Raw genomic sequence first — 23,568 nt, forward strand, 5'->3', positions numbered from 1 at the left:
ATTGCGCAATGCCGGGATGGGCAAGATGCGGGTATCAAGGCGCGCGATGAATCGCGCCGCTACGGAAGCCTGCTTGTATTAGTAGGGTGCGCATTAATGCGCACCTGGCAAACTGCACGGCATAACCTATTGAGAATATTGACAATGAACAGTAAAAATTTTCGTCTGGCGCTATTGCCGCTGGCACTGGTGCTGGCCGGTTGCTCGCTGGCGCCGCACTATCAGCGTCCGGCAATGCCGGTAGACGCTAAATACGACCAGCCAACGTCGGTCGGCAACGTCGCCGATCTGCCGTGGCAGAACTTTTTCACCGACGCCACGCTGCGCAACCTGATTCAGCTGTCGCTCGACAACAACCGCGACCTGCGCGTGGCGGCATTGAATGTTGAAGAGGCGCAGCAGGGCGTCACGGTGCAGCGCGCGGCGATGATGCCGTCGATCAACGCCACTGCCAGCCAGACCTCAGCGCATGAGCCGGCCAATCTCTATAACACCAAAAGCACCGGCGCGGTGACCTATCACGAACTCAACAGCGGCTTGAGCGTCACCTCATGGGAGCTGGATTTCTTTGGCCGCCTGCAGAGCCTGAGCGATCAGGCGCAGGAAACCTATTTGTCGAGCGCGGCTACCGAGCGCGCCACGCGCATTTCGCTGATCTCGGAAGTGGCGACGGCATGGCTGACGTTGAGTTCAGATAACGATCTGCTGCATCTGGCGCAAAGCACGGCCAACAGCCAGCAGGAATCGTATCGCATCACCAAACTCAGCTATGACGGCGGCGCCAGCAGCGCGATGGATCTGGCGCAGGCCGAAAGTACGGTACGTGCGGCGCAGGCGGATGTGGCGAGCTATACCCGTCAGGTGCGGCAGGACGTTGATGCGCTGCGCCTGCTGGTTGGCACCGATCTGCCCGCCACGCTGCTGTCGCACGCCACGCTTGATGCCCACTGGCAGTTCCCGGCCACACCCGCTGGTTTACCGTCGGATCTGCTGACGCGTCGTCCGGATATCATGGCTGCCGAGCACTCACTGAAAGCGGCCAACGCCAATATCGGCGCGGCGCGTGCCGCCTTCTTCCCCAGCATCACGCTGACGGCATCCGGCGGCTCGACCAGCAGTTCACTCGGCAGTTTACTGGGCGGCGGCACCGGCGCGTGGTCGTTTATGCCATCGATTAACCTGCCGATTTTTGACGGTGGTAAAAACGAGGCTAATCTCAATATCGCGCATATCGAGAAACGTATTGAAATTGCTGACTACGAGAAGACGATCCAGACCGCGTTTAAAGAGGTTAATGATGCGCTGGCCGGCCAGGATACCTGGCAGGATCAGCTGACGGCGCTGCAGCAGGAAGTGGGCGCCAACCAACGCGACTACGACTATTCTGAATTGCGCTTTAAGCAGGGCGTCGACAATTATCTCAATGTGTTAGTGGCCCAGCGATCGCTTTACAGTTCGCAGCAGTCATTGATTAGCGCGCATCTGGGCCAGCTCAGCCAGAAAATTACCCTGTACAAGGCGCTGGGCGGCGGCTGGCAATCCTGACAATCTTAACGAAACCCTTACGGTTCGCGTATGGAATTCGCGCGGGCATTCAGCCGATAATGCGGCAAGTGATGATTTCCCATTGAAATAATCCCCTGTTTTGCAGGGGATTTTCCATTTCCTTGTTAACCTGAAGACTCTGATGACTAACAACGCTTCCCGCTCCTCCTCTTTCCGCTGGCTGAAATGGCTGCTTCTTTTGCTTGTGCTATTGATCGTGGCTGGCGTGGTCTGGCGCGTGGTGGGCGGACACGGCGGCATGCCGCCAGGCGCGGAGAAGGGCGCACGCGGCGGACATCGCGGTGGCGCGGGCGTTAGGCCTGGTATGGCGATGACGGGCGGTGCGACGCTGGTGCACAGCGGCGTAGCCAGCACGGCGGATGTGCCGCAGTATCTCAACGCGCTCGGCACGGTGATCCCTAACGCCAGCGTCACGGTCACCAGCCGCGTGGCCGGTCAGCTGGAAAAAGTGTTCTTTACCGAAGGGCAGAAAGTCAGCGCCGGTCAGCTGCTGGCACAGATCGATCCGCGCAGCTATCAGGCGACGCTGGCGCAATATCAGGGCGATCTCAATCAAAATCAGGCGTTGCTAAAAAGCGCCCAGTTAACCTTAACGCGCTATCAGAAACTGGCGGCGCAGGATTCGCTGTCGCGTCAGGATCTCGACACGCAAACCGCCACCGTCGGGCAATACAAAGGCGCGGTGGCCGCCGATGAAGCGCAGATCGCCAGCGCGAAGCTGGATATCGACTACGCGCGCATCACTTCGCCGATTAGCGGACGCGTCGGTTTACGCCTGGTCGATCCCGGCAACATGGTGCAAACCACCGACACCACCGGCATTGTGGTGGTGACGCAGATGCAACCCGCCGCCGTGACGTTTAGCGTGCCGCAGAGCAACATCCCGCAGTTGACCAAGGCGCTGCACGGTGGACAAAGCCTGCCCGCCACCGCCTTCGATCAGGACAACACCACACCGCTGGCGCAGGGCGAGGTGCAGTTCATCAGCAACCAGATCGATACCGCGACCGGCACCATCGCGCTGAAAGCCACCTTCCCGAATGAAGATGAAACGCTGTTTGCCAATCAGTTTGTTAATCTGCGGCTGCAAATCAACATCCTGAAAAATGCCACGGTGATCCCGGCGCAGGCGTTGCAACTGAGCAGTGACGGCAGCTTCGTGTTTGTCATCAATAAAGACAACACCGTGACGCGCAAAGCCGTCACCACCGGGCCGAGCTTTGGTGACGATCGGCAGGCGATTCTGAAAGGGGTGGAACCGGGCGATCGTCTGGTGACCGAAGGCATTGATCGTCTAACCAACGGCAGCAAAGTGCAGCTGTCCGATGAGAGCAAAACCAGCGCGGGCGCGGCGAGCCAATGAATCCGTCTCGCCTGTTTATCCAGCGTCCGGTCGCCACCATTCTGCTGATGGTCGGCGTGCTGATCGCCGGCATCTTCTCCTACCGCTTTCTCTCGACTTCGGCGCTGCCGCAGGTGGATTACCCGACCATTCAGGTCACCACGCTCTATCCCGGCGCTAGCCCGGATGTCATGGCGTCATCCGTCACCTCGCCGCTGGAGCGCCAGCTGGGGCAGATGGCGGGATTAAGCCAGATGACCTCGACCAGCTCGAGCGGATCGTCAATCATCACGCTGAAATTCAGCCTCGATCTGTCGCTGGATGTCGCCGAGCAGGAAGTGCAGGCGGCGATCAACGCCGCCAATAATCTGCTGCCGAGCGATCTGCCGAATCCGCCGACGTATAAAAAGGTTAACCCGGCCGATACGGCAGTGATCACGCTGGCGGTGAGTTCCGACACGCTGCCGCTGACGCAGGTACAGGATCTGGTCAATACCCGCGTGGCGCTCAAGCTGTCGCAGATTAACGGCGTCGGCATGGTGACGCTGGCAGGCGGCCATCAGCCAGCGATCCGCGTGCAGATGGATCCGAAAGCGCTCGCGGCGCACAAGCTGTCGCTGGAAGACGTCAATACGCTCATCAGCAACAGCAACGTTAACGGCTCGAAAGGTGGCTTTGACGGTAAATATCACTCGGTGACCATCGACGCTAACGACCAGCTGCGCACCGCCGATGAGTACGGCAATCTGATTATCACTTATCAGAACGGTGCGGCGCTGCGGCTGAAAGATATCGCGCATATCGAACAGGGCCCTGAGAACAGCTTCCAGTCGGCGTGGGCGAATAACAGCCCGGCGATTGTAGTTAGCGTGCAGCGTCAGCCTGGCGCTAACGTGATTCAGGTGGTGGACAGCATCAAAGCGCAGCTGCCGAAGCTGCAGGCGGCGCTGCCGGACGGCGTGAAGATGAGCATTCTGTCGGATCGTACGCAAACCATTCGCGCCTCCATCAGCGACGTGCAGTTTGAGCTGATGCTGTCGGTAGCGCTGGTGGTGATGGTGACGTTCCTGTTCCTGCGTAACGTGGCGGCGACCTTGATTCCGAGCGTGGCGGTGCCGCTGTCGCTGATTGGCACCTTCGGCGTGATGTATCTGGCCGACTTCAGCCTGAATAACCTGTCGTTGATGGCGCTGACCATCGCCACCGGCTTCGTTATCGACGATGCCATCGTGGTGGTGGAGAACATTTCGCGGCGGCTGGAAGAGGGCGAAACGCCGATGCAGGCGGCGCTGAAAGGCTCGCAGCAGATTGGCTTCACCATCATCTCGCTGACCTTCTCGCTGATTGCGGTGCTGATTCCGCTGCTGTTTATGGGCGATGTGGTCGGGCGGCTGTTCCGCGAATTCGCCATCACGCTGGCGGTATCCATTCTGGTGTCGATGGTGGTGTCGCTGACGCTCACGCCGATGCTGTGCGCCTATTTGCTGCAGCATATTCCGCCGGAGAAACAGTCACGCTTTTCACGCAAAGGCGGCGAGGTGTTCGACAAGCTGGTGCGCGGCTATGACCGGTTGCTGACGGTGGTGTTGAATCATCAGAAGCTGACGCTGCTGGTGGCGCTGGCGACCTTTGCGCTCACCGCGCTGCTGTATATCGCCATCCCGAAAGGCTTCTTCCCGACCCAGGATACCGGCCTGATTCAGGGTGTTACCGTGGCGTCGCAGGATGTGTCGTTTAGCGAGATGTCGAAACGTCAGCAGGCGCTGGCGCAAGTGATTTTGCACAACCCGTCGGTGGAGAGTTTGTCATCGACCATTGGCATCGACGGCAGCAACACCAGCCTGAACAGCGGGCGCATCCAGATCAACCTCAAATCGTTTGGCGATCGTGATGACAAAGCCGATGTGGTGATCACGCAGCTGCAGCAGGCGGCGGCGCAGGTGGCGGGCATTCAGCTCTATCTGCAACCGGCGCAGGATCTGACGGTTAACGATCAGGTCTCGCCGAGCCAGTACCAGTTCACGCTCGATGATGCCGACAGTGAAAATCTGGTGAGCTGGACGCCGAAGATGGTCGCCGCGTTGCAGCAGCGTCCGGAGTTCAACGGCGTGGTGAGCAACCTGCAGGATCAGGGCCGCGTGGCCTACGTGGAATTGAACCGTGATAAGGCGGCGCGCTACGGCATCACCGCCGCTGATGTCGACACCGCGCTGTATAACAGCTTCGGCCAGCGGCTGGTCTCCACCATCTTTACCCAGGCTAATCAGTATCGCGTGGTGCTGGAAGTGGCGCCGCAGTACCAGCAATCGCCAGCCTCGTTTGATGATGTCTATCTGCCGGTGACCAGCAGCAGCACTTCGTCCAGCGACGACAGCAGCACGTCGTCGTCATCGTCGGATGACGCCAGTACAACGACCGGCATGGTGAAACTGACGTCCATCGCCACTATTCATCAGCGTACCGGCTCGCTGATGCACATGCGCCTCAACCAGTTCCCGGCGGTGATGGTGTCGTTCAACCTCAACAGCGGTTACTCGCTGGAGGATGGACAGAAGGCGATTGCCGAAGTGACGCAGCAGCTCAATCTACCGTCGAGCATCACCCTGCGCTATCAGGGCGAAACCTCGGCGTTCCAGAGCGCTACCGGCAACACGCTGTGGCTGATTCTGGCGGCGCTGATCACCATGTACGTGGTGCTCGGCATTCTGTATGAGAGCTTTATCCACCCGGTAACCATTCTCTCGACGCTGCCGTCGGCGGCGGTTGGCGCGTTGCTGACGCTGCTGCTGGCCGGCAGCGAGTTCAGCCTGATTGCGCTGATTGGTGTGATCCTGCTGATCGGCATCGTCAAAAAGAACGCGATTATGATGATCGACTTCGCGCTGGAAGCGGAGAACAAACAGCACATGAGCGCGCGCGAGGCAATTCATCAAGCCTGTTTGCTGCGCTTCCGCCCGATTTTGATGACCACCATGGCGGCGCTGCTCGGCGCGCTACCGCTGATGCTGGCGTCCGGTTCCGGTGCCGAACTGCGCCAGCCGCTCGGGTTGGTGATTGTTGGCGGCCTGATTGTCAGCCAGGTGCTAACGCTGTTCTCCACGCCAGTGATTTACCTGTGGTTTGATGGCATCGCCCAGCGCGGCAAGCGCTATATGCAGCGCAAGCAGCAACAGGCGCGGGGCGATCGATGAATTTAACCCGGCTGTTTATCTTCCGTCCGGTCGCCACGCTGCTGCTGACGCTGGCGATCCTGCTGCTTGGTGCGCTGGGCTATCGGCTGCTGCCGGTGGCACCGCTGCCGCAGGTGGATTTCCCCACCATCATGGTCAGCGCCAGCTTAGCGGGTGCCAGCCCGGAAACCATGGCGGCCACCGTGGCGACGCCGCTGGAGCGTTCGCTCGGGCAGATCGCGGGTGTCACCGAGATGACCTCGACCAGTTCGCAGGGATCGACCAGCGTGATTTTGCAGTTTGATCTCGATCGCGACATCAACGGCGCGGCGCGTGACGTGCAGGCGGCGATCAACGCCGCGCGCAGCCTGCTGCCAAGCGCGATGGAGTCATTGCCGACCTACCGCAAAGCTAACCCATCGGATGCGCCGATTGTGATGCTGGCGCTGACGTCCGCCACGCGCACGCCGGGCGAACTCTACGACCTTGCTGAAAGCAAAATCGAGCAGGCGCTGGGGCAGGTGCAAGGCGTGGGCGAAGTGTCATTGATGGGCAGCGCCTTGCCGGCGGTGCGTATCGATTTGCAGCCGCTGAAGCTGACGCAATACGGCATTTCTCTGGATACGGTGCGCAGCGCCATCGCCAACGGCACCACCAATAAGCCGAAGGGCATTTTGCAGGGCAGCAGCCAATCCTGGGTGGTGGACAGCAACGGCCAGCTGGATAAAGCCGCGCAGTACCAGGATCTGATCGTCAGCTATCAGGACGGCAAAGCGGTGCGCCTGCACGATGTCGCCACGGTGTACGATTCGGTAGAAGATCAATATCAGGCCGGTTTTCTGGATTCGAAGCCGTCGGTGATGGTGGGCATTAAGCGCCAGGCCGGCGCCAATATGCTCGACACCATCGATGCCATCAAAGCGCAACTGCCGGCGCTGGAGAAAGATTTGCCCGCCGATACCCAGCTGAAAGTGGTGGTGGATCGTTCGCCAACGGTGCGCGCGTCGCTGTACGACACCGAAGAGACGCTGCTGGTGGCGATGCTGCTGGTGATCGCCGTGGTGTTTGTCTTCCTGCGCAACGTACAGGCGGTGGTGATCCCGGCGCTGGCGCTGCCGGTGTCGCTGGTTGGCACCTGCGCGGTAATGTATCTGCTCGGTTACAGCCTCGATAACCTGTCGCTGATGGCGCTGATTATCGCCACCGGCTTTGTGGTGGATGATGCGATTGTGGTGCTGGAAAATATCACCCGCCATATCGAAGAGGGACTGAGTCCGCTGCGTGCGGCGCTGCGTGGCGCGCAGGAAGTGAGTTTTACCGTGCTATCGATGACCATGTCGTTGATTGCGGTGTTTATCCCCATTCTGCTGATGGGCAGCATTGTCGGCCGCCTGTTCCGCGAGTTTGCCGTGACGCTGACGGTGTCGCTGCTGATCTCGATGTTTGTGTCGCTGAGCCTGACGCCGATGCTGTGCGCGCGCTTACTCAAGCCGAAAGCGAAAGTCACTCAGCGGCCGCATCCGCTGTATCAGTTTATCGAAAACCAGCTTAATGGTTTGTTGGCGGCCTACTCGCGCGGCTTAAGCTGGGTGATGGCGCACCAAAAGCTGACGATGTTTAGCCTGGTGCTGACCGTGCTGCTCAATCTGTTCCTGTTTTCGGTGGTTCAAAAAGGCTTCTTCCCCAATCAGGATACCGGCCTGCTGATGGGCGCGCTGCGTGCCGATCAGAACATCTCCTTCCAGGCGATGAAGCCGAAAATGCTGCAGTTCACCCACATCATCCAGTCCGATCCGGCGGTGGAAAGCGTGATGTCGTCGATGGGCAGCGGCATGTTCGGTTCGCGCAACAGCGCCAACTTTTTTGTGCGGCTGAAGGATTTTGATCAGCGTGATGCCACCGCCACCGAAGTGGCGAATCGCCTGAGCATGAAAACCAGCCACATCGCCGGGGCGCAGATGTTCCTGATGGCGGCGCAGGATTTGCATATCGGCGGGCGCAGCGCCAACGCCACCTATCAGTACAGCCTGCAGGCCGACGACCTCGATCTGCTGCGCGAGTGGACGCCGAAAGTGCAGGCGGCGCTGGCGGCGATCCCGCAGCTCAACAGCGTGGATTCCGATGCGCAAACCGGCGGTCAGGAGGTGGTGATCAACATCGATCGCGATCGCGCCATGCGGCTGGGCGTTAACGTGCAGATGCTCGACACCATGCTGAATAACGCCTTCAGCCAGCGCCAGGTCGCCACGCTGTACCACACGCTCAATCAGTATCATGTGGTGATGTCGCTGCAGGACAGCTACACGCGCGATCCGGCGATTCTCCAGCAGCTGTATGTGATCAACGACAGCGGCGATCGCGTGCCGCTGGCGGCGTTCGCCAGCTTCAAAGGCGGCAACGCGCCGCTGTCGGTGGCGCATCAGGGGCAATCGGCCACCAGCACCGTGGCGTTCAACCTGAATGATGGCGTATCGCTGGAGCAGGCGCAGGGATTGATCAAGCAGGCGATGGCGCAGCTCGGCTTGCCGTCCACCATTCAGGCCGGTTTTGCCGGCACCGCCGCGGCGTTTTCACAGCTCACTGCCACCATGCCATGGCTGATTATCGCCGCGCTGGCGGCGGTGTATATCGTGCTCGGCGTGCTGTATGAGAGCTATATCCACCCAATCACTATTCTCTCGACGCTGCCGTCGGCGGGCGTCGGTGCGCTGTTACTGCTGCTGCTCACCAATACGCAGCTGACGGTAATCGCGCTGATCGGCATCATCCTGCTGATCGGTATCGTGAAAAAGAACGCCATTATGATGATTGATTTTGCCATACACGCCGAGCGTACGCAGGGCATGTCGCCGCAGCAGGCGATCACCCAAGCCTGTTTGATGCGCTTCCGCCCGATCATGATGACCACGCTGGCCGCCTTCTTCGGCGCGCTGCCGCTGGCGCTGGGCAGCGGTGGCGATGCCGACTTGCGCAGCCCGCTCGGGCTGGCGATTGCCGGTGGTCTGGCGCTTAGCCAGCTGCTGACGCTGTTTACTACGCCGGTGGTTTATCTCTGGCTCGATCGTTTAAGCCGTGCCACGCAGCGTCAATGGCTGCGGTTGCGTCATGTGGAATCCCGATAGATGAAAATGTCCCTGAAAATTACCCCCGTACTGTTGGTATTGCTGCTGGCCGGTTGTGCCGTTGGCCCCGATTATCAGCGCCCGACCATGGCGATGCCGACCCATTTTAAAGAAGCCAAAGGCTGGCAGCAGGCCACGCCGCAGGATGCCGTGAGTAAAGGCGAGTGGTGGCAGGTGTATCACGATGCCACGCTGGATAGCCTGCTGAAGCAGGTCAGCATTTCCAATCAGAATGTCGCCAACTATGCCGCGCAGTACCGTGAAGCGCAGGCGCTAACGTCGCAGTCACGCGCCGCACTGTTGCCGTCCGTTGGCTACGACGCCAGCAGCACGCGCAGCGGCAGCCGCGCCAGTACCAGCGGACAGCGCAGCGTCAGCAACAGCCATGCCGCCGATCTCAGCGCCAGCTGGGAGCTGGATTTGTGGGGTAAACTGCGCCGCACGCTGGAGGAGAACAACGCCAGCGCCGAAGCCAGCAAAGCTGAACTGGCGAATATCACCCTGAGCGCGCAGTCCGAACTGGCGCAGGACTATTTCCAGCTGCGCATCATCGACGAGAAAATTGCGCTGTATCAGCGCAGCATCGAGGCGTATCAGCGCTATCTAACGGTGATTGAAAACAAATATGCCGCTGGCAGCGAATCACGCGCCACCTTAGCGCAGGCGCAGATGCAGCTGGAGAGCGCGCGCGCCTCGGCGCAGGATTATCAATGGCAGCGGGCCCAGATGGAGCATGCGATTGCGCTGCTGCTGGGCCGCGCGCCAGCCGATTTTTCCCTGCCGGTGGCGAAGCTGGATGCCGCGTTACCTGCAATCCCCAATAGCGTGCCCTCGCAGCTGCTGCAGCGCCGTCCCGATATCGCCTATGCCGAGCGTAACGTGGCGGCGGCCAATGCGGCGGTGGGCGTGGCGATTGCCGGTTACTATCCCGACCTGACGTTGAGCGCCAGCGGCGGCGTGAGTTCATCGGCGATTAATAGCTTGTTCTCACTGCCCAATCGCTTCTGGTCATTGGGGCCGGAGCTGAGCGGTACGCTGTTAGACTTCGGTGCCACCTCGTCGAAGGTGGAGCAGGCGCGTGCGGCTTATGATGCCAGCGTCGCCAGCTATCGCCAGTCGGTGCTGGAAGGGATGCAGGAAGTGGAGGATTATCTGGTGCAGCTGAATACCCTGCAGGGCGAAATCGCCTCACAGCAGCGCGCCACCGACGCGGCGCAGGAATCGGCGCGCGTGACGCGCAATCAGTATGAGGCGGGCATGATCGATTATCTCGACGTCGCCACTACCGAAAACAGCAGCCTGAGCGCACAGCAGAGTTTGCTGTCATTGCAGAGCACGCAGTGGGTCAGCAGCGTGGCGCTGATCGCCGCCCTGGGCGGCGGCTGGCAGGCGGATCCGCAGTAACCCAGGTCGCCATGAATGGCGACCCTACGCCGTAGGGTGCGCATTTATGCGCACCGTCCCGCAACGCGCAGAAATTTTGATGACGCATTTATGCGCACCTGCTCGCAAAGCGCAACTGTGTTTAAATCATCCCGCCACTTGTCGAATATCCCCAGATCCTGCATCGTAAGAGCCATTTTTTACGATTGCTAGGGAGCTGGCATGCTACTCACCTTTTTCCGTTTCCTGTTCCGCCTGCTGTGGCGCGTGGAACTGCGTGGCGACCTTACTGCACTACACAAAGAAAAAGTGCTGATCACCCCTAACCACATGTCATTTCTTGATGGGGTGCTGGTGGCGCTGTTTCTGCCGATCAAACCGGTGTTCGCCGTCTACTCGTCGATCAGCGAACAGTGGTACATGCGCCTGCTGAAGCCGATTATCGACTTCGTGCCGCTCGATCCTACCAGGCCGATGTCAGTCAAACATCTGGTGCGGATGATTAACGAAGGCCGTCCGGTGGTGATCTTCCCGGAAGGGCGCATTACCGTGACCGGCTCGCTGATGAAGATCTACAGCGGTGCGGGTTTTGTGGCGGCAAAATCCGGCGCGACCGTGGTACCGATGCGTATCGAAGGAGCGGAATATACGCCGTTTGGTCGGCTGGCGGGCGTATTTAAACGTCGCTTGTTCCCGCGCATCACCTTAACGGTGCTACCGGCGACGGTGATTCCGATGCCTGAAGCCAAACGCGCGCGCGATCGTCGTACGCTGGCGGGTGAGCACTTACATCATGTGATGATGGAGGCGCGCATGGCGGTGCGTCCGCGTGAAACGCTGTTCGAAGCGTTCCTCAGCGCGCGCCAGCGTTATGGGCTGATGAAACCGTGCATTGAAGACATCAATTTCAAGCCCGACAGCTATACCGGCTTGCTGAAGAAATCGCTCGGCGTGGGTCGCATTCTTGAACGCTATAGCCAGCAAGGCGAATACGTGGGCCTGCTGCTGCCGAACGCTACCGTCACCGCGGCCGCGATTCTTGGCGCGTCGCTGCGCGGACGTATTCCGGCCATGCTGAATTACACCGCTGGCGTAAAAGGTATGCGCGCGGCGCTCACCGCTTCACAGGTGAAAACCGTCTTCACCTCGCGCCAGTTCCTCGAAAAGGGCAACTTGTGGCACTTGCCGCAGGGCCTCAGCGACGTGCAGTGGATCTATCTGGAAGATCTGAAAGATACCGTCACGCTGAAAGACAAGCTGTGGATTGTGGCGCATCTGCTGATGCCGCGCCGTGCGCAGGTGCAGCAGCAGCCGGAAGATGCGGCGATGGTGCTGTTTACCTCGGGTTCGGAAGGCAATCCCAAAGGTGTGGTGCATTCACACAAAAGCCTGCTGGCGAACGTGGAGCAGATTCGTACCGTGGCGGACTTCACGCCGCGTGACCGCTTTATGTCGGCGCTGCCGCTGTTCCATGCTTTCGGTCTGACCGTTGGCCTGTTTACGCCGCTGCTGACCGGCGCGCAGGTATTTCTCTATCCGAGCCCGCTGCATTACCGCATTGTGCCGGAGCTGGTGTATGACCGTAACTGCACCGTGCTGTTTGGCACCTCGACCTTCCTTGGCAACTACGCGCGCTTCGCCAGCCCGTATGATTTTGCGCGGCTGCGCTATGTGGTAGCCGGCGCAGAGAAACTGCAGGAAGCGACGCGCCAGATTTACATGGATAAGTACGGCATCCGCATTCTTGAAGGCTACGGCGTGACGGAATGCGCGCCGGTAGTGGCGATCAACGTGCCGATGGCGGCAAAAAGTCACACGGTAGGCCGTATTCTGCCCGGCATGGATTCGCGTTTGATTTCGGTGCCGGGCATTGAGCAGGGCGGTCGCCTGCAGTTGCGTGGTCCAAACGTGATGAACGGTTATCTGCGCGTAGAGAATCCAGGCGTGTTGGAAGTGCCGGTGGCCGATAACGGCGAAGGCGAGATGGAAGCAGGCTGGTACGACACCGGCGATATCGTCAGCTTTGATGAAGGCGGTTTCTGTCAGATTCAGGGCCGTGCGAAGCGCTTCGCAAAAATTGCCGGTGAGATGGTATCGCTGGAAATCGTTGAGCAGATTGCGCTGAAAGCCTCGCATGAGAAGCAGCATGCCGCATCGTTGCGTCCGGACGGCAATCGTGGTGAAGCGTTGGTGTTGTTCACCACCGACACGCTATTGAGCCGCGACACGCTGCTGAAAGCCGCGCGTGAGATTGGTGCGCCGGAGCTGGCGGTGCCGCGCGACATCCGCGTGATGAAGCAGCTGCCAATGCTGGGCAGCGGCAAACCGGACTATGTCAGCCTCAGACAGCTGGCGGAAGAGGAGCAGGTATGAGCCAGCCGTTAAATAGGGATGCACCGCTGCTATCGCGCAGCATGCTGGCGGTAATTGTGGCGCAGTTCTTCTCAGCGTTTGGCGACAACGCGCTGCTGTTCGTGACGCTGGCGGTGCTGAAAAATCAGTACTATCCGGACTGGAGCCAGCCGATCCTGCAAATGCTGTTTGTGGCGACTTACATTCTGCTCGCACCGTTTGTCGGTCAGATGGCGGATAGCTTCGCCAAAGGCCGGGTAATGATGTTTGCCAACAGCCTCAAGCTGCTGGGCGCGCTAATCATCTGCTTTGGCTTCAATCCGTTCCTCGGCTACACGCTGGTGGGAATTGGTGCGGCGTCCTATTCACCCGCTAAGTACGGCATCCTGACGGAAATCACCCACGGTGAACGCTTAGTAAAAGCTAATGGCTTAATGGAAGGGTCGACCATAGCGGCGATTCTGCTGGGCTCCGTGGCAGGCGGTATTCTGGCGGACTGGAACCTGGTCGCTGCGCTGGTGGTGTGCGCCATGACGTATGCGATGGCGGTGGTGGCGAATATCTTTATTCCGCGACTAACGGCGGCGCGTCCGGGCCAGAGCTGGCACTTTGGCGCGATGCTGCGCAGTTTCGTGGCGGCGACTAAAATACTGTGGCGCAACGGCGAGACGCGTTTCTCGCTGCTCGGCACTAGCTTGTTCTGGGGCGCGGGCGTGACGCTGCGTTTCCTGCTGGTGCTGTGGGTGCCGGTGGCGCTCGGCATCAGCGACAATAAAACCCCTACCACGCTGAATGCAATGGTGGCGATTGGCATTGTGATTGGCGCCGCCGCAGCGGCGAAACTGGTGACGCTGCAAACCGTGCGCCGCTGCATGCCAGCCGGCGTGCTGATTGGGGTGATGGTGGTCGTGTTCGCGCTGCAACAGAGTTTGCTGAATGCCTATCTGATATTAATGCTGATTGGTGCACTGGGCGGTTTCTTCGTGGTGCCGCTCAATGCGCTACTGCAGGAGCGCGGCAAGGATACCGTGGGTTCGGGTAACGCGATTGCGGTGCAGAACCTTGGTGAGAACACCGCCATGCTGCTGATGCTGGGATTGTACACCGTGGCGATCAAGCTGGGTGCGCCAGCAGTGGCGACCGGCGTAGGATTCGGTGCGATCTTCGCCGTGGCGATTGCGCTCTTATGGTGGAAAAGCCGTCGTTAAATCGTGCGGTAAATGAATGGGTCGCCATGAATGGCGACCCTACGATTGACATGTAGGGTGCGCATTAATGCGCACCTGGTTTTAAGGCGCGGGATAAGTAAACTGGCGGTGAATCGCTTCCAGCTCCTCTAACACCTCGGCGTTCAGCGTCAGATTGAAACTCTCCACGTTAACCTTCAGTTGCTCCATCGTGGTGGCGCCCAATAGGGTGCTGGCGACAAACGGCTGCTGACGCACATAGGCCAGCGCCATCTGCGAGGGATCCAGGTTGTGCTTCTTCGCAAGATCCACGTAGGCAGCAATCGCCTGCTGTGACTGATCGCCGCTGTAGCGCGTGAAGCGGCTGAATAGCGTATTGCGCGCACCGGCCGGTTTTGCCCCGTTCAGATATTTACCGCTCAAGGTACCAAACGCCAGGCTGGAGTAAGCCAACAGCTCAACGCCTTCATGCTGGCTGATCTCTGCCAAACCCACCTCGAAACTCCGGTTCAGCAGGCTATACGGATTCTGGATGGTGACGATACGCGGCAGCTCATGCTTTTCCGCCAGCTGCAGGTAGCGCATCACGCCCCACGCGGTTTCATTCGATACACCAATGTAACGAATCTTACCGGCGCGCACTTGTTCCGTCAGCGCTTCAAGCGTTTCCAGCAGCGTCACTGGCACGCTGGAATCGGTATATTGATAGCCCAGCTTGCCAAAATAGTTGGTCTGGCGCTGCGGCCAGTGCAGCTGATAAAGATCGAGATAGTCGGTATTCAGGCGTTTCAGGCTGGCATCCAGCGCTTCACGGATGTTTTTGCGATCCAGCGCCTGGTGCGGGCGAATCGATGCATCGGCACCGCGCACTGGCCCCGCCACTTTACTAGCCAGAATGATTTTGTCGCGGCTGCCGCGCTTTTTCAGCCAGCTACCAATGTACTGTTCAGTTAAACCCTGGGTTTCCGGGCGCGGCGGCACCGGATACATTTCCGCAGTATCAATCAGATTTATGCCGCTGCTAACTGCGTAATCGAGTTGTGCGTGGGCGTCGGCTTCGCTGTTCTGCTCACCAAACGTCATGGTTCCAAGCCCCAGCTGACTCACTTCCAGCGTGCTATGGGGAATACGGTGATAGTGCATGTGCCGGCATCCTATTTTCATTATGAAAGGGAATGTTGTGTCCTGTGGGACTATAGCGTGTGAAGCGGCGCGGAAGGAAGGGGGGAAAGTTCGGGAAATCGCCTGCACAGGGAGAAAACGTGTGCAGGCGATGTAATTTGGCACTTAACGCTCAATGATGGTCGAGACCTCATCACCATTGATCTGCATCTGATGGCCTTGCTCATCGGTGTACTGCACTAAACCGGTCTCTTTATCAATGGCGGGCTTACCATCGGTCATAATCATACGACCATCTTTGGTCGCCATCACGTAATCACTACTGCAACCACTCATCAATACCGCAGCCAACATGACACCCACTGCACTTACCAACCCTTTCATTCTTCTCTCCTTCCAACGACTTCAACAGCAAAAGTGTAGTAATAAATGCTTTCGCCGTTAGGAGTAATCGCATCATTCCTAAAATTTATCGGCAGAAAAGTGCATTTACATTAGAAAATGACGGGCGAGCAAAGGACCGGTGAAGCTTTTCTTTAAATAAAAACCGCGTGGCAGCGTCATGATAGGCTCGCCGTGTTGGCCAATGGCTTCCGTCAACGCTTTGCTGTTCGCCGCTTTAGGACGGATTTGTAGCCAGGCGCCGTGACGTGCGGTGATGCGCTCTACCTGACCCAGCACAATCATATCCATTAGCTCTTCCCAATCCTCACGCAGCTGCTGTTCCTCTTCTTCACTGGGATGCCACAGCAAAGGCGATCCCACGCGGCGATCGGCTAGCGGTATGCCACGATCGCCTTCGATCGGGATCCACAGCACGCGCGCCAGTTTGTGGCGCACATGGCTGGTTTCCCAGGTGACGCCGCTGTTACCGGTAAGCGGCGCAACGCACACGAAGGTGGTTTCCAGCGGTTTGCCTTGCGCATCCACCGGTATGGTTTTCAATTCAATGCCGAGATGGGCGAAATCCTGCTCGGCTTTGCTGCCCGCGCTGGCGCCCAGATGCAGCTCTAACAGCATACCCACCCAGCCTTTGTCACGCTTCAGGTTTGGCGGAATGGGCAGGTTAAGCTGTGCCGCCAGCGCGGCAAATGTTTGGCCGGCCAGTCGCTGTGCGCGCTGCAGTAATTCCGCTTCATTTTCCGGTGGCGACGGCAATAACGGTGAGGAGTGCATGGTAAAACTCACATTGGTTGAAGAGTGAACAGTAAAAGCTGGCTGAATTTGTCCACATGGCAGATACGTGAATAAGTGTGATAATAGCATGATTCAGCGTGCTTTTTTTAGATTGATGCCCGTTAACAGCAGAAGTGCTATTAAGGTTATCCCAGCTTGTTATCGACAATGAACAGATGTTGAACCTAGTTATCCACAGAAAAGTGGGATAACCCCTGGTTATGAAGATACCTGTTTCCATTTACAGCCTTGACTTTCGCGTTTTGAACGCTTTTTTTCCTTTCTTTGACCAGGTTTAGGGCATTCTCTGTGGATAAAAACGCCGCTGATGGATCTTTAACCGATCGCCAAAAAGCAAATGTGAGTAAAGGACGATCCTCTTAGGATTTAGTCGACGATTTTTTAATAACTCGCTGAAAAATAATTTTTTTTGTGCGTTTCACTTATTGTTTTGTAAGAGTTTTCTGAAGTGGTTATTCACTTCATTCCCGTGTTCTGCACAACGCTATCCACAGAAAAGGTGAATAAGATCGCCCATAATTCCCGCTTGCTGTTTATAACTTGGCTTATCTCTGTGAGTTATCCTGTTTTTATTCCGTTATCACCCTCAGTATCCAGTGGTTTACCGCCTGTAAGGAGTGTGAAACAATCAGGCTATTCAAATTTAGCTTTGAGGTAGTCCAGTGATCGATGATGATGGCTACCGCCCGAATGTTGGTATCGTAATCTGCAACAGGCAAGGACAAGTGTTATGGGCCAGGCGCTTTGGACAGCACTCCTGGCAATTTCCTCAGGGAGGCATCAATCCGGGTGAAACTGCTGAACAGGCGATGTATCGCGAACTGTTCGAAGAAGTGGGCTTACACCGCAAAGATGTTCGAATACTTGCTTCAACCCGTAACTGGTTACGTTACAAGTTGCCAAAACGTTTGGTGCGTTGGGACACAAAGCCGGTGTGTATCGGCCAGAAACAAAAGTGGTTTCTTCTGCAGTTAATGTGTAGTGACGCGGAGATCAATGTGCAGCACAGCAGCACGCCCGAGTTTGATGGTTGGCGCTGGGTTAGCTTCTGGTATCCGGTACGTCAGGTCGTCTCTTTCAAGCGCGATGTTTATCGCCGCGTAATGAAAGAATTCGCTGGCGTGGTGATGTCTATGCAGGAGAGTGCGGGGCAGCGCAATAACGCCGCCCAACGACGTAAAAGAGGATAGGCCACGCCCTTTATGCTCACTCAGTTGCGCGAAATAGTAGAAAAAGTGGCGAGTGCTCCACGTCTGAATGAAGCACTCGACATTCTGGTAAACGAAATTTGCCTTGCGATGGAAACCGAGGTTTGCTCGGTTTATCTCGCCGATCACGATCGTCGTTGCTACTACCTGATGGCGACACGCGGACTAAAAAAGCCGCGTGGTCGTACGGTCACGCTGGCATTTGACGAAGGCATTGTTGGCCTTGTCGGACGCTTAGCCGAGCCGATCAACCTCGCCGATGCTCAGAGCCATCCCAGCTTCAAATACATTCCTTCTGTTAAAGAGGAGCGTTATCGCTCCTTCCTCGGTGTCCCGATTATCAGCCGCCGCCAGCTGCTTGGCGTGTTGGTTGTGCAGCAGCGCGAACACCGCCAGTTCGATGAAAGCGAAGAGTCGTTTCTCGTCACGCTTGCCACGCAAATGGCCGGCTTACTGTCGCAATCGCAGCTTGGCCAACTGTTTGGCCAATTCCGCCAGACGCGCGTCAAAGCGATTGCCGCTGCGCCTGGCGTGGCGGTTGCGCCAGGTTGGGTAGATGAAACCCAGCCGCTGCTCGATCAGGTCACTGCCGCTTCCACGCTGGACGTGCAGCGCGAGCGCGAGCGCCTGGTGCTGGCAATGGGTGAGGCGGGCAACGAATTTCGCCGCTTCAGTAAACGCTTTGCCGCCAGCGTGCAGAAAGAGAGTGCGGCGATCTTCGATCTCTATTCGCATCTGCTCACGGATGCGCGGCTGAAAAAAGATCTTTTTGACGAGATCGATCGCGGATCGGTCGCGGAATGGGCAGTCAAGACGGTAATCGAGAAGTTCGCCGAACAGTTCGCTAATCTGCAGGATCAATATTTACGCGAGCGCGCCGGCGATTTGCGCGTGCTCGGTCAGCGTCTGCTCTTTCACCTCGATGATTCGCTGGTGGGCACCAATGCCTGGCCGGAACGCTTCGTACTGGTTGCCGATGAACTCACAGCCACCACCCTGGCCGAACTGCCGCAGGAGCGTTTAGCCGGCGTGGTGGTCCGCGACGGTGCGTCCAACTCGCATGCGGCGATTTTGACGCGCGCGATGGGCATTCCAACCGTGATGGGCGCGGATATCCTGCCCGCGCAGCTTAACAAACGGCTGCTGATTGTTGACGGCTACCGCGGCGAAGTGCTGATCGATCCTGAACCGGTGTTGGTACAGGAATATCAGCGTTTGATCAGTGAAGAGAACGCGCTGAGCAAAATGGCTGAAGGCGTGGTTGAGCAATCCGGTGAGCTGAAAAGCGGCGAGCGCGTGCAGGTGATGCTGAATGCAGGCCTCAGCCCGGAACATGAACAGGCGCTCGACAGTTGGGTTGACGGCATTGGCCTGTATCGCACCGAAATCCCGTTTATGCTGCACAACGGCTTCCCTTCCGAAGAGGAACAGGTGGCGCAGTACCAGGGCATGCTGCAGCTGTTTTACGATAAGCCGGTCACGCTACGCACGCTGGATGTGGGGGCTGATAAACAGCTGCCGTATATGCCGATCAGTGAAGAGAATCCCTGCCTTGGCTGGCGCGGCATTCGTTTAACGCTCGATCAGCCGGAAATCTTCCTGGTGCAGGTGCGTGCCATGCTGCGTGCCAATGTGGCGTCTGGCAACCTGAGCATTTTACTGCCGATGATTAGCCATATTGATGAGATCGATGAAGCGCGTCGTCTGATTGATCGTGCTGGTCGTGAAGTGGAAGAGATGCTGGGGTATGTGATTCCCAAGCCGCGGATTGGTATTATGATCGAAGTGCCCTCGATGCTATTTATGATCCCGCATCTGGCGGATCGCATTGATTTTATTTCGGTGGGCACCAACGATCTCACGCAATATTTGCTGGCAGTGGATCGCAACAACACGCGCGTGGCGAACCTGTATGATTCGCTGCATCCGGCAATGCTGCGGGCGCTGCACACCATTGCCAGCGAAGCCCGCGAGGCCAAACTGGAGCTCTGCTTGTGTGGTGAAATGGCCGGCGATCCGATGTGTGTCGCGCTGTTAGTGGGCATGGGCTATCACCACCTCAGCATGAACGGCAAGAACGTGCCGCGCGTGAAATATCTGCTGCGTCATCTCGATTTCGAGGAAGCGCAGAAATTGAGCGAGCATGGATTGGCGGCGCATACGGCATCAGAAGTACGTCACCTGGTTTCAACCTTTATGGAGCGTCGCGGTTTAGGCGGCCTGATTCGCGGCGGGCGTTAACGGTTACATCTTGCCGACCTGTGTACAACCCGGCTGTGCTATTATGCGCAGCCTTTTATTGTCCCGTTTAAGGGCAGAAGAACGATGGTGAAAGATGACTAACGGCTACATTTCGTTTCCCCAATTCGATCCGGTGATTTTCTCAATCGGACCGATTTCGCTTCACTGGTACGGTTTGATGTATCTGGTGGGCTTTATTTTTGCCATGTGGCTGGCGACGCGCCGTGCTAACAAACCTGGCAGCGGCTGGAAAAAAGAGGAAGTGGAGAATCTGCTGTACGCAGGTTTCCTCGGCGTGTTCCTCGGCGGACGTATTGGCTATGTGCTGTTCTACAACCTGCCGCTGTTCCTGGAGAATCCGCTTTATCTGTTTAAGGTCTGGGATGGCGGTATGTCGTTCCACGGCGGCTTAATCGGCGTAATTGTGGTGATGCTGATCTTTGCACGTCGTACCAAACGCACTTTCTTCCAGGTAGCCGATTTTATTGCGCCACTGATCCCGTTTGGTTTAGGTGCCGGTCGTCTGGGCAACTTCATCAACGGCGAACTGTGGGGCCGCGTGGCGCCAGATTTCAAATTCGCCATGCTGTTTCCGGGTTCGCGTAGCGAAGATATCGCGCTGGCGGCCAATAATCCGCAATACCAGGAATTGCTGAACACCTACGGCGTGCTGCCGCGTCATGCCTCGCAGCTGTATGAGCTGTGCCTCGAGGGCATTGTGCTGTTCATCATTCTGAATCTGTTTATTCGCAAGCCGCGTCCGATGGGCAGCGTATCTGGCCTGTTCCTGATTGGCTACGGCGCATTCCGCATCATCGTTGAGTTCTTCCGTCAGCCTGATGCGCAGCTTGGTCTGTTCGAAGGCGGCGTCAGCATGGGACAAATTCTCTCAATCCCCATGATTCTGGCCGGTGTGATTATGATGGTTTGGGCGTATCGTCGTCGCCCGCAGCAACAAACGCGTGAGGTAAAATGAAACAGTATCTGGACTTAATGCAACATGTGCTGAATGAAGGCGCAGAAAAGGCCGACCGTACCGGAACCGGCACGCTCTCCATTTTTGGCCACCAGATGCGTTTCAATTTGCAGGACGGTTTTCCGCTGGTTACGACCAAGAAAGTGCATCTGCGCTCAATTATTCATGAGCTGCTGTGGTTCCTCAAAGGCGAAACCAACATCGGTTATCTGAAAGAGAACAAGGTAACCATTTGGGATGAGTGGGCCGATGAGAACGGCGATCTTGGCCCGGTGTACGGTAAGCAGTGGCGCAGCTGGGGCAACGCTTCGGGCGAAGAAATCGATCAGATTAGCAAAGTGATTGAGCAGCTGAAGCGCGATCCGGATTCCCGCCGCATCATCGTTTCGGCGTGGAACGTGGGTGAGCTGGACCAGATGGCGCTGGCGCCTTGTCATGCCTTCTTCCAGTTCTACGTCGCTAACGGCAAGCTCTCTTGCCAGCTGTATCAGCGCTCGTGCGATATCTTCCTCGGTCTGCCGTTTAATATCGCCAGCTATGCGCTGCTGGTGCATATGGTGGCGCAGCAGTGCGACCTCGAAGTGGGTGATTTTGTCTGGACGGGTGGCGATACGCATCTCTACAGCAACCATCTGGAACAGGCACGCCTGCAATTGACGCGCGAACCGCGTCCGTTGCCGAAGCTGGTGATCAAGCGCAAACCGGCCTCCATCTTCGATTATCAATTCGAAGATTTCGACATCGAAGGCTACGATCCGCATCCGGCGATTAAAGCACCCGTAGCGATTTAACGCTATTTATCCGTAGGGTCGCCATTTATGGCGACCACTTACCAACCGCAGCTCAATTCCCAACCACACCTCAGTTCTGAATCCGCCTCGCAAAAATCTGTATCTCTCTGCACCTCTCAGCGATTTCCTGCGCAGCATTTTCCAAAGCACTAATCCTCCGCTTGTTGAGCGTCATCCCAACCGGCAAATTACCCGGCATGAACAGAAACATTCACCACGGATTCACCTTGCCTGAACTGTTATTGGTGATGGTGATTGCCGGCATACTCAGCGTGGGTGCCTTACAAGGCTGGCAGCGCTGGCAGCACTATCAACAGCTACGCGAAAGCGTTGCGCAACTGCAGGGATTTCTGCTGCGGGCCCGCGCTTACGCGAGCTGGCACAATCGCGATCTTGTTCTGTGGTTGCAGCCAGGGGAAAACGGCTGCCTTGGCGCGGGGCAAAAGCCTGTGGAAGGCTGTGCGTTGGCATCTCGTTGGCTATTCAGGCCGCCACATGCCAGCGTGCGCATTGCCGGCATGACGGGTGAAGTGGGGTTTTATGGGCGACGTGATGTGGCGCGCCCCGGCAGTATCGATCTCATTAGCGATGCCGGACACTGGCGTCTAATCATCTCCGCCAGAGCGCGTATCCGAGCCTGTCAGCCGGGAGAGAAAGGATGCGAATAGCGCAAAGGGGTTTTAGCCTGCTGGAAATGCTGATTGCTATGGCGATTGGTGCCATTTTGATGCTCAGCGTAGGGCGCTTTTTGCCCCTGCTACTGGAGCAGAATCTGCGCCTGCAGCAGCGTGTGCAGCTGCAACAGGAACTGCAGCAGATCGCCAATACCTTACAGAAGGCGCTGCGACGAGCGGGCTATTGTCACGGGCAGTGCAACGGTGCTGCGCTAACGCTTGCGGCGAATGGCAGCTGCGTTTTACTGCGCTGGGATGAGAACAGCAACGGGCGCTGGGAAGGTGTGGGGCACAACGAAAGTGACTATTACGGCTATCGGCTGCGCAGTGGACAGCTGGAAATGCAGCGTGGTGTGGATGAGTGCAGCAGCAGCGGGTGGGAGAGAGTGTCCGATCCGGCCTTTCTCACCCTCGACACCTTCAAACTTGAACGACAGGGAACACGCCTTATCCTGCAACTGGCAGGGCATGCGGCTAGCCAAAGCGTGACGTGGGAACACTGGATTGAAGGAATCAATCTATGAAGCAACGCGGCAACAGCACATTGGGTATGGTGCTGATGATGTTAATCATGGGTGGACTGACGTTGCATGCTACGCGCAGCCAGCTGTCGCAAGGGATGGTATCAGTGGCGGACGAGCAGCAGCATCACCAGGATTTCTGGCAGGCGCAGTCCGCACTGGAGTGGGGGAGCGTGCAAAACTGGCCGCAGGCGACCGGCTGGCAGTGCCAGCAGTGGGCGGCAGAGCAGTGGCAAAGCTGTCTATTACGTATGGAGGATGACAATGCGTTGTTATCAGCACATGGAGAAGGGCGAGCGCTGTGGCTCTATCGTTGGGTTTCTCTACGTAACTCGCAGACCCAGCGGCAAGAACATGGCTGGATCGATTATTGCCCGCTTTCGCAGCCGGAGCTGTGTCAGCCAGAAGCAACAGGGCTTTAGCCTGGCGGAAACGCTGGTGGCGATGCTGCTGCTGGCAATGACCATCAGCACTTTGTTGCAATATCATCGGGCGCTGGCACTGGGTTTTAGCCAGCAGTGGCAGCAGCGGCAGGCATGGCGTGCTGCAGGGCAGGCGCTGCTTGGTCATGACGTAGCGGGCTGGCAGAGCCAGCGCCAGCAGCAAAGAATCGCAGGCGGCTGTACACTTGAGCAGGTCACGGTGACGGGACCGCAACAGCGCTCGGCCTCATTAGGACAGCTCAATTGCCGCTGAGATGGCCTCAGCGGTAGGCA

At 57.7% G+C, this 23,568-nt stretch carries 18 protein-coding genes; 15 read left to right on the top strand and 3 right to left on the bottom strand.

Translation table 11 applies throughout. The features are described from left to right. Positions 1-144: 144 nt before the first annotated feature. The 7 genes from ACIP6T_RS19420 to lplT all read left to right on the top strand — a co-directional run bounded on the left by ACIP6T_RS19420 (position 145) and on the right by lplT (position 14,143). Positions 145-1,545, top strand: a complete 1,401-nt coding sequence (locus ACIP6T_RS19420; protein ID WP_400458459.1) for an efflux transporter outer membrane subunit — start codon at positions 145-147, stop codon at positions 1,543-1,545. A gap of 142 nt (positions 1,546-1,687) precedes the next feature. Then, a complete protein-coding gene (locus ACIP6T_RS19425) occupies positions 1,688-2,929 on the top strand; it encodes an MdtA/MuxA family multidrug efflux RND transporter periplasmic adaptor subunit (RefSeq protein ID WP_400458461.1) in 1,242 nt (413 codons plus the stop codon). Continuing rightward, complete coding sequence (locus tag ACIP6T_RS19430; protein WP_345828442.1) at positions 2,926-6,099, top strand: multidrug efflux RND transporter permease subunit; 3,174 nt, start codon at positions 2,926-2,928, stop codon at positions 6,097-6,099. The genes ACIP6T_RS19425 and ACIP6T_RS19430 overlap by 4 nt, the downstream gene beginning before the upstream one ends. Continuing rightward, positions 6,096-9,200 (top strand): efflux RND transporter permease subunit, encoded by a 3,105-nt coding sequence (locus tag ACIP6T_RS19435; RefSeq protein ID WP_400458463.1) that lies wholly within the window; start codon positions 6,096-6,098, stop codon positions 9,198-9,200. The genes ACIP6T_RS19430 and ACIP6T_RS19435 overlap by 4 nt, the downstream gene beginning before the upstream one ends. Further along, positions 9,201-10,604, top strand: a complete 1,404-nt coding sequence (locus ACIP6T_RS19440; protein ID WP_400458465.1) for an efflux transporter outer membrane subunit — start codon at positions 9,201-9,203, stop codon at positions 10,602-10,604. Between the two features lie 201 nt (positions 10,605-10,805). Then, entirely contained in the window at positions 10,806-12,956 is a 2,151-nt protein-coding gene (gene aas, locus ACIP6T_RS19445; RefSeq protein WP_400458467.1) for a bifunctional acyl-ACP--phospholipid O-acyltransferase/long-chain-fatty-acid--ACP ligase, read from the top strand. Next, positions 12,953-14,143: a lysophospholipid transporter LplT gene (gene lplT, locus ACIP6T_RS19450; protein WP_097096184.1), complete on the top strand. Its 1,191-nt coding sequence runs from the start codon at positions 12,953-12,955 to the stop codon at positions 14,141-14,143. The genes aas and lplT overlap by 4 nt, the downstream gene beginning before the upstream one ends. 81 nt (positions 14,144-14,224) lie before the next feature. Here lplT and ACIP6T_RS19455 read toward each other — a convergent pair whose 3' ends face one another. From ACIP6T_RS19455 to mutH, 3 genes are all read right to left on the bottom strand, one after another. Continuing rightward, the gene (locus tag ACIP6T_RS19455) at positions 14,225-15,265 is read right to left on the bottom strand and encodes an NADP(H)-dependent aldo-keto reductase (RefSeq protein WP_097096186.1); all 1,041 of its coding nucleotides are present in this window, start codon (positions 15,263-15,265) and stop codon (positions 14,225-14,227) included. 144 nt (positions 15,266-15,409) lie between these two features. Beyond that, complete coding sequence (locus tag ACIP6T_RS19460; RefSeq protein WP_097096187.1) at positions 15,410-15,628, bottom strand: YgdI/YgdR family lipoprotein; 219 nt, start codon at positions 15,626-15,628, stop codon at positions 15,410-15,412. Positions 15,629-15,733: 105 nt separating this feature from the next. Further along, positions 15,734-16,420, bottom strand: a complete 687-nt coding sequence (gene mutH, locus ACIP6T_RS19465) for a DNA mismatch repair endonuclease MutH (RefSeq protein WP_097096189.1) — start codon at positions 16,418-16,420, stop codon at positions 15,734-15,736. A 683-nt stretch (positions 16,421-17,103) separates the two neighbouring features. Here mutH and rppH point away from each other — a divergent pair. The 8 genes from rppH to ACIP6T_RS19505 all read left to right on the top strand — a co-directional run bounded on the left by rppH (position 17,104) and on the right by ACIP6T_RS19505 (position 23,548). Next, positions 17,104-17,631 carry an RNA pyrophosphohydrolase gene (rppH, locus tag ACIP6T_RS19470; protein ID WP_007890933.1) on the top strand — a complete coding sequence of 176 codons (528 nt, stop codon included), beginning with the start codon at positions 17,104-17,106 and terminating at the stop codon, positions 17,629-17,631. Positions 17,632-17,643: 12 nt separating this feature from the next. Next, the gene (ptsP, locus tag ACIP6T_RS19475) at positions 17,644-19,890 is read left to right on the top strand and encodes a phosphoenolpyruvate--protein phosphotransferase (protein WP_097096191.1); all 2,247 of its coding nucleotides are present in this window, start codon (positions 17,644-17,646) and stop codon (positions 19,888-19,890) included. A gap of 94 nt (positions 19,891-19,984) precedes the next feature. Next, positions 19,985-20,866 (top strand): prolipoprotein diacylglyceryl transferase, encoded by an 882-nt coding sequence (lgt, locus tag ACIP6T_RS19480; protein WP_097096192.1) that lies wholly within the window; start codon positions 19,985-19,987, stop codon positions 20,864-20,866. Then, a complete protein-coding gene (gene thyA, locus ACIP6T_RS19485) occupies positions 20,863-21,657 on the top strand; it encodes a thymidylate synthase (RefSeq protein ID WP_097096193.1) in 795 nt (264 codons plus the stop codon). Before lgt ends, thyA begins: the two co-directional genes overlap by 4 nt. A gap of 197 nt (positions 21,658-21,854) precedes the next feature. Continuing rightward, positions 21,855-22,325 (top strand): prepilin-type N-terminal cleavage/methylation domain-containing protein, encoded by a 471-nt coding sequence (locus ACIP6T_RS19490; protein WP_097096194.1) that lies wholly within the window; start codon positions 21,855-21,857, stop codon positions 22,323-22,325. Further along, on the top strand, positions 22,316-22,855 hold the full coding sequence (locus ACIP6T_RS19495) for a prepilin peptidase-dependent protein (protein WP_400458472.1): 540 nt from the start codon (positions 22,316-22,318) through the stop codon (positions 22,853-22,855). The genes ACIP6T_RS19490 and ACIP6T_RS19495 overlap by 10 nt, the downstream gene beginning before the upstream one ends. Next, positions 22,852-23,274: a DUF2509 family protein gene (locus ACIP6T_RS19500; RefSeq protein ID WP_097096197.1), complete on the top strand. Its 423-nt coding sequence runs from the start codon at positions 22,852-22,854 to the stop codon at positions 23,272-23,274. The genes ACIP6T_RS19495 and ACIP6T_RS19500 overlap by 4 nt, the downstream gene beginning before the upstream one ends. Further along, positions 23,207-23,548, top strand: coding sequence for a prepilin-type N-terminal cleavage/methylation domain-containing protein (locus tag ACIP6T_RS19505; RefSeq protein WP_400458473.1), 342 nt, complete (start codon positions 23,207-23,209; stop codon positions 23,546-23,548). Before ACIP6T_RS19500 ends, ACIP6T_RS19505 begins: the two co-directional genes overlap by 68 nt. The last annotated feature ends 20 nt before the right edge of the window (positions 23,549-23,568 follow it).

Source organism: Pantoea sp. NPDC088449 (genome assembly GCF_044753225.1).
Taxonomy (GTDB): Bacteria; Pseudomonadota; Gammaproteobacteria; order Enterobacterales; family Enterobacteriaceae; genus Pantoea; species Pantoea floridensis.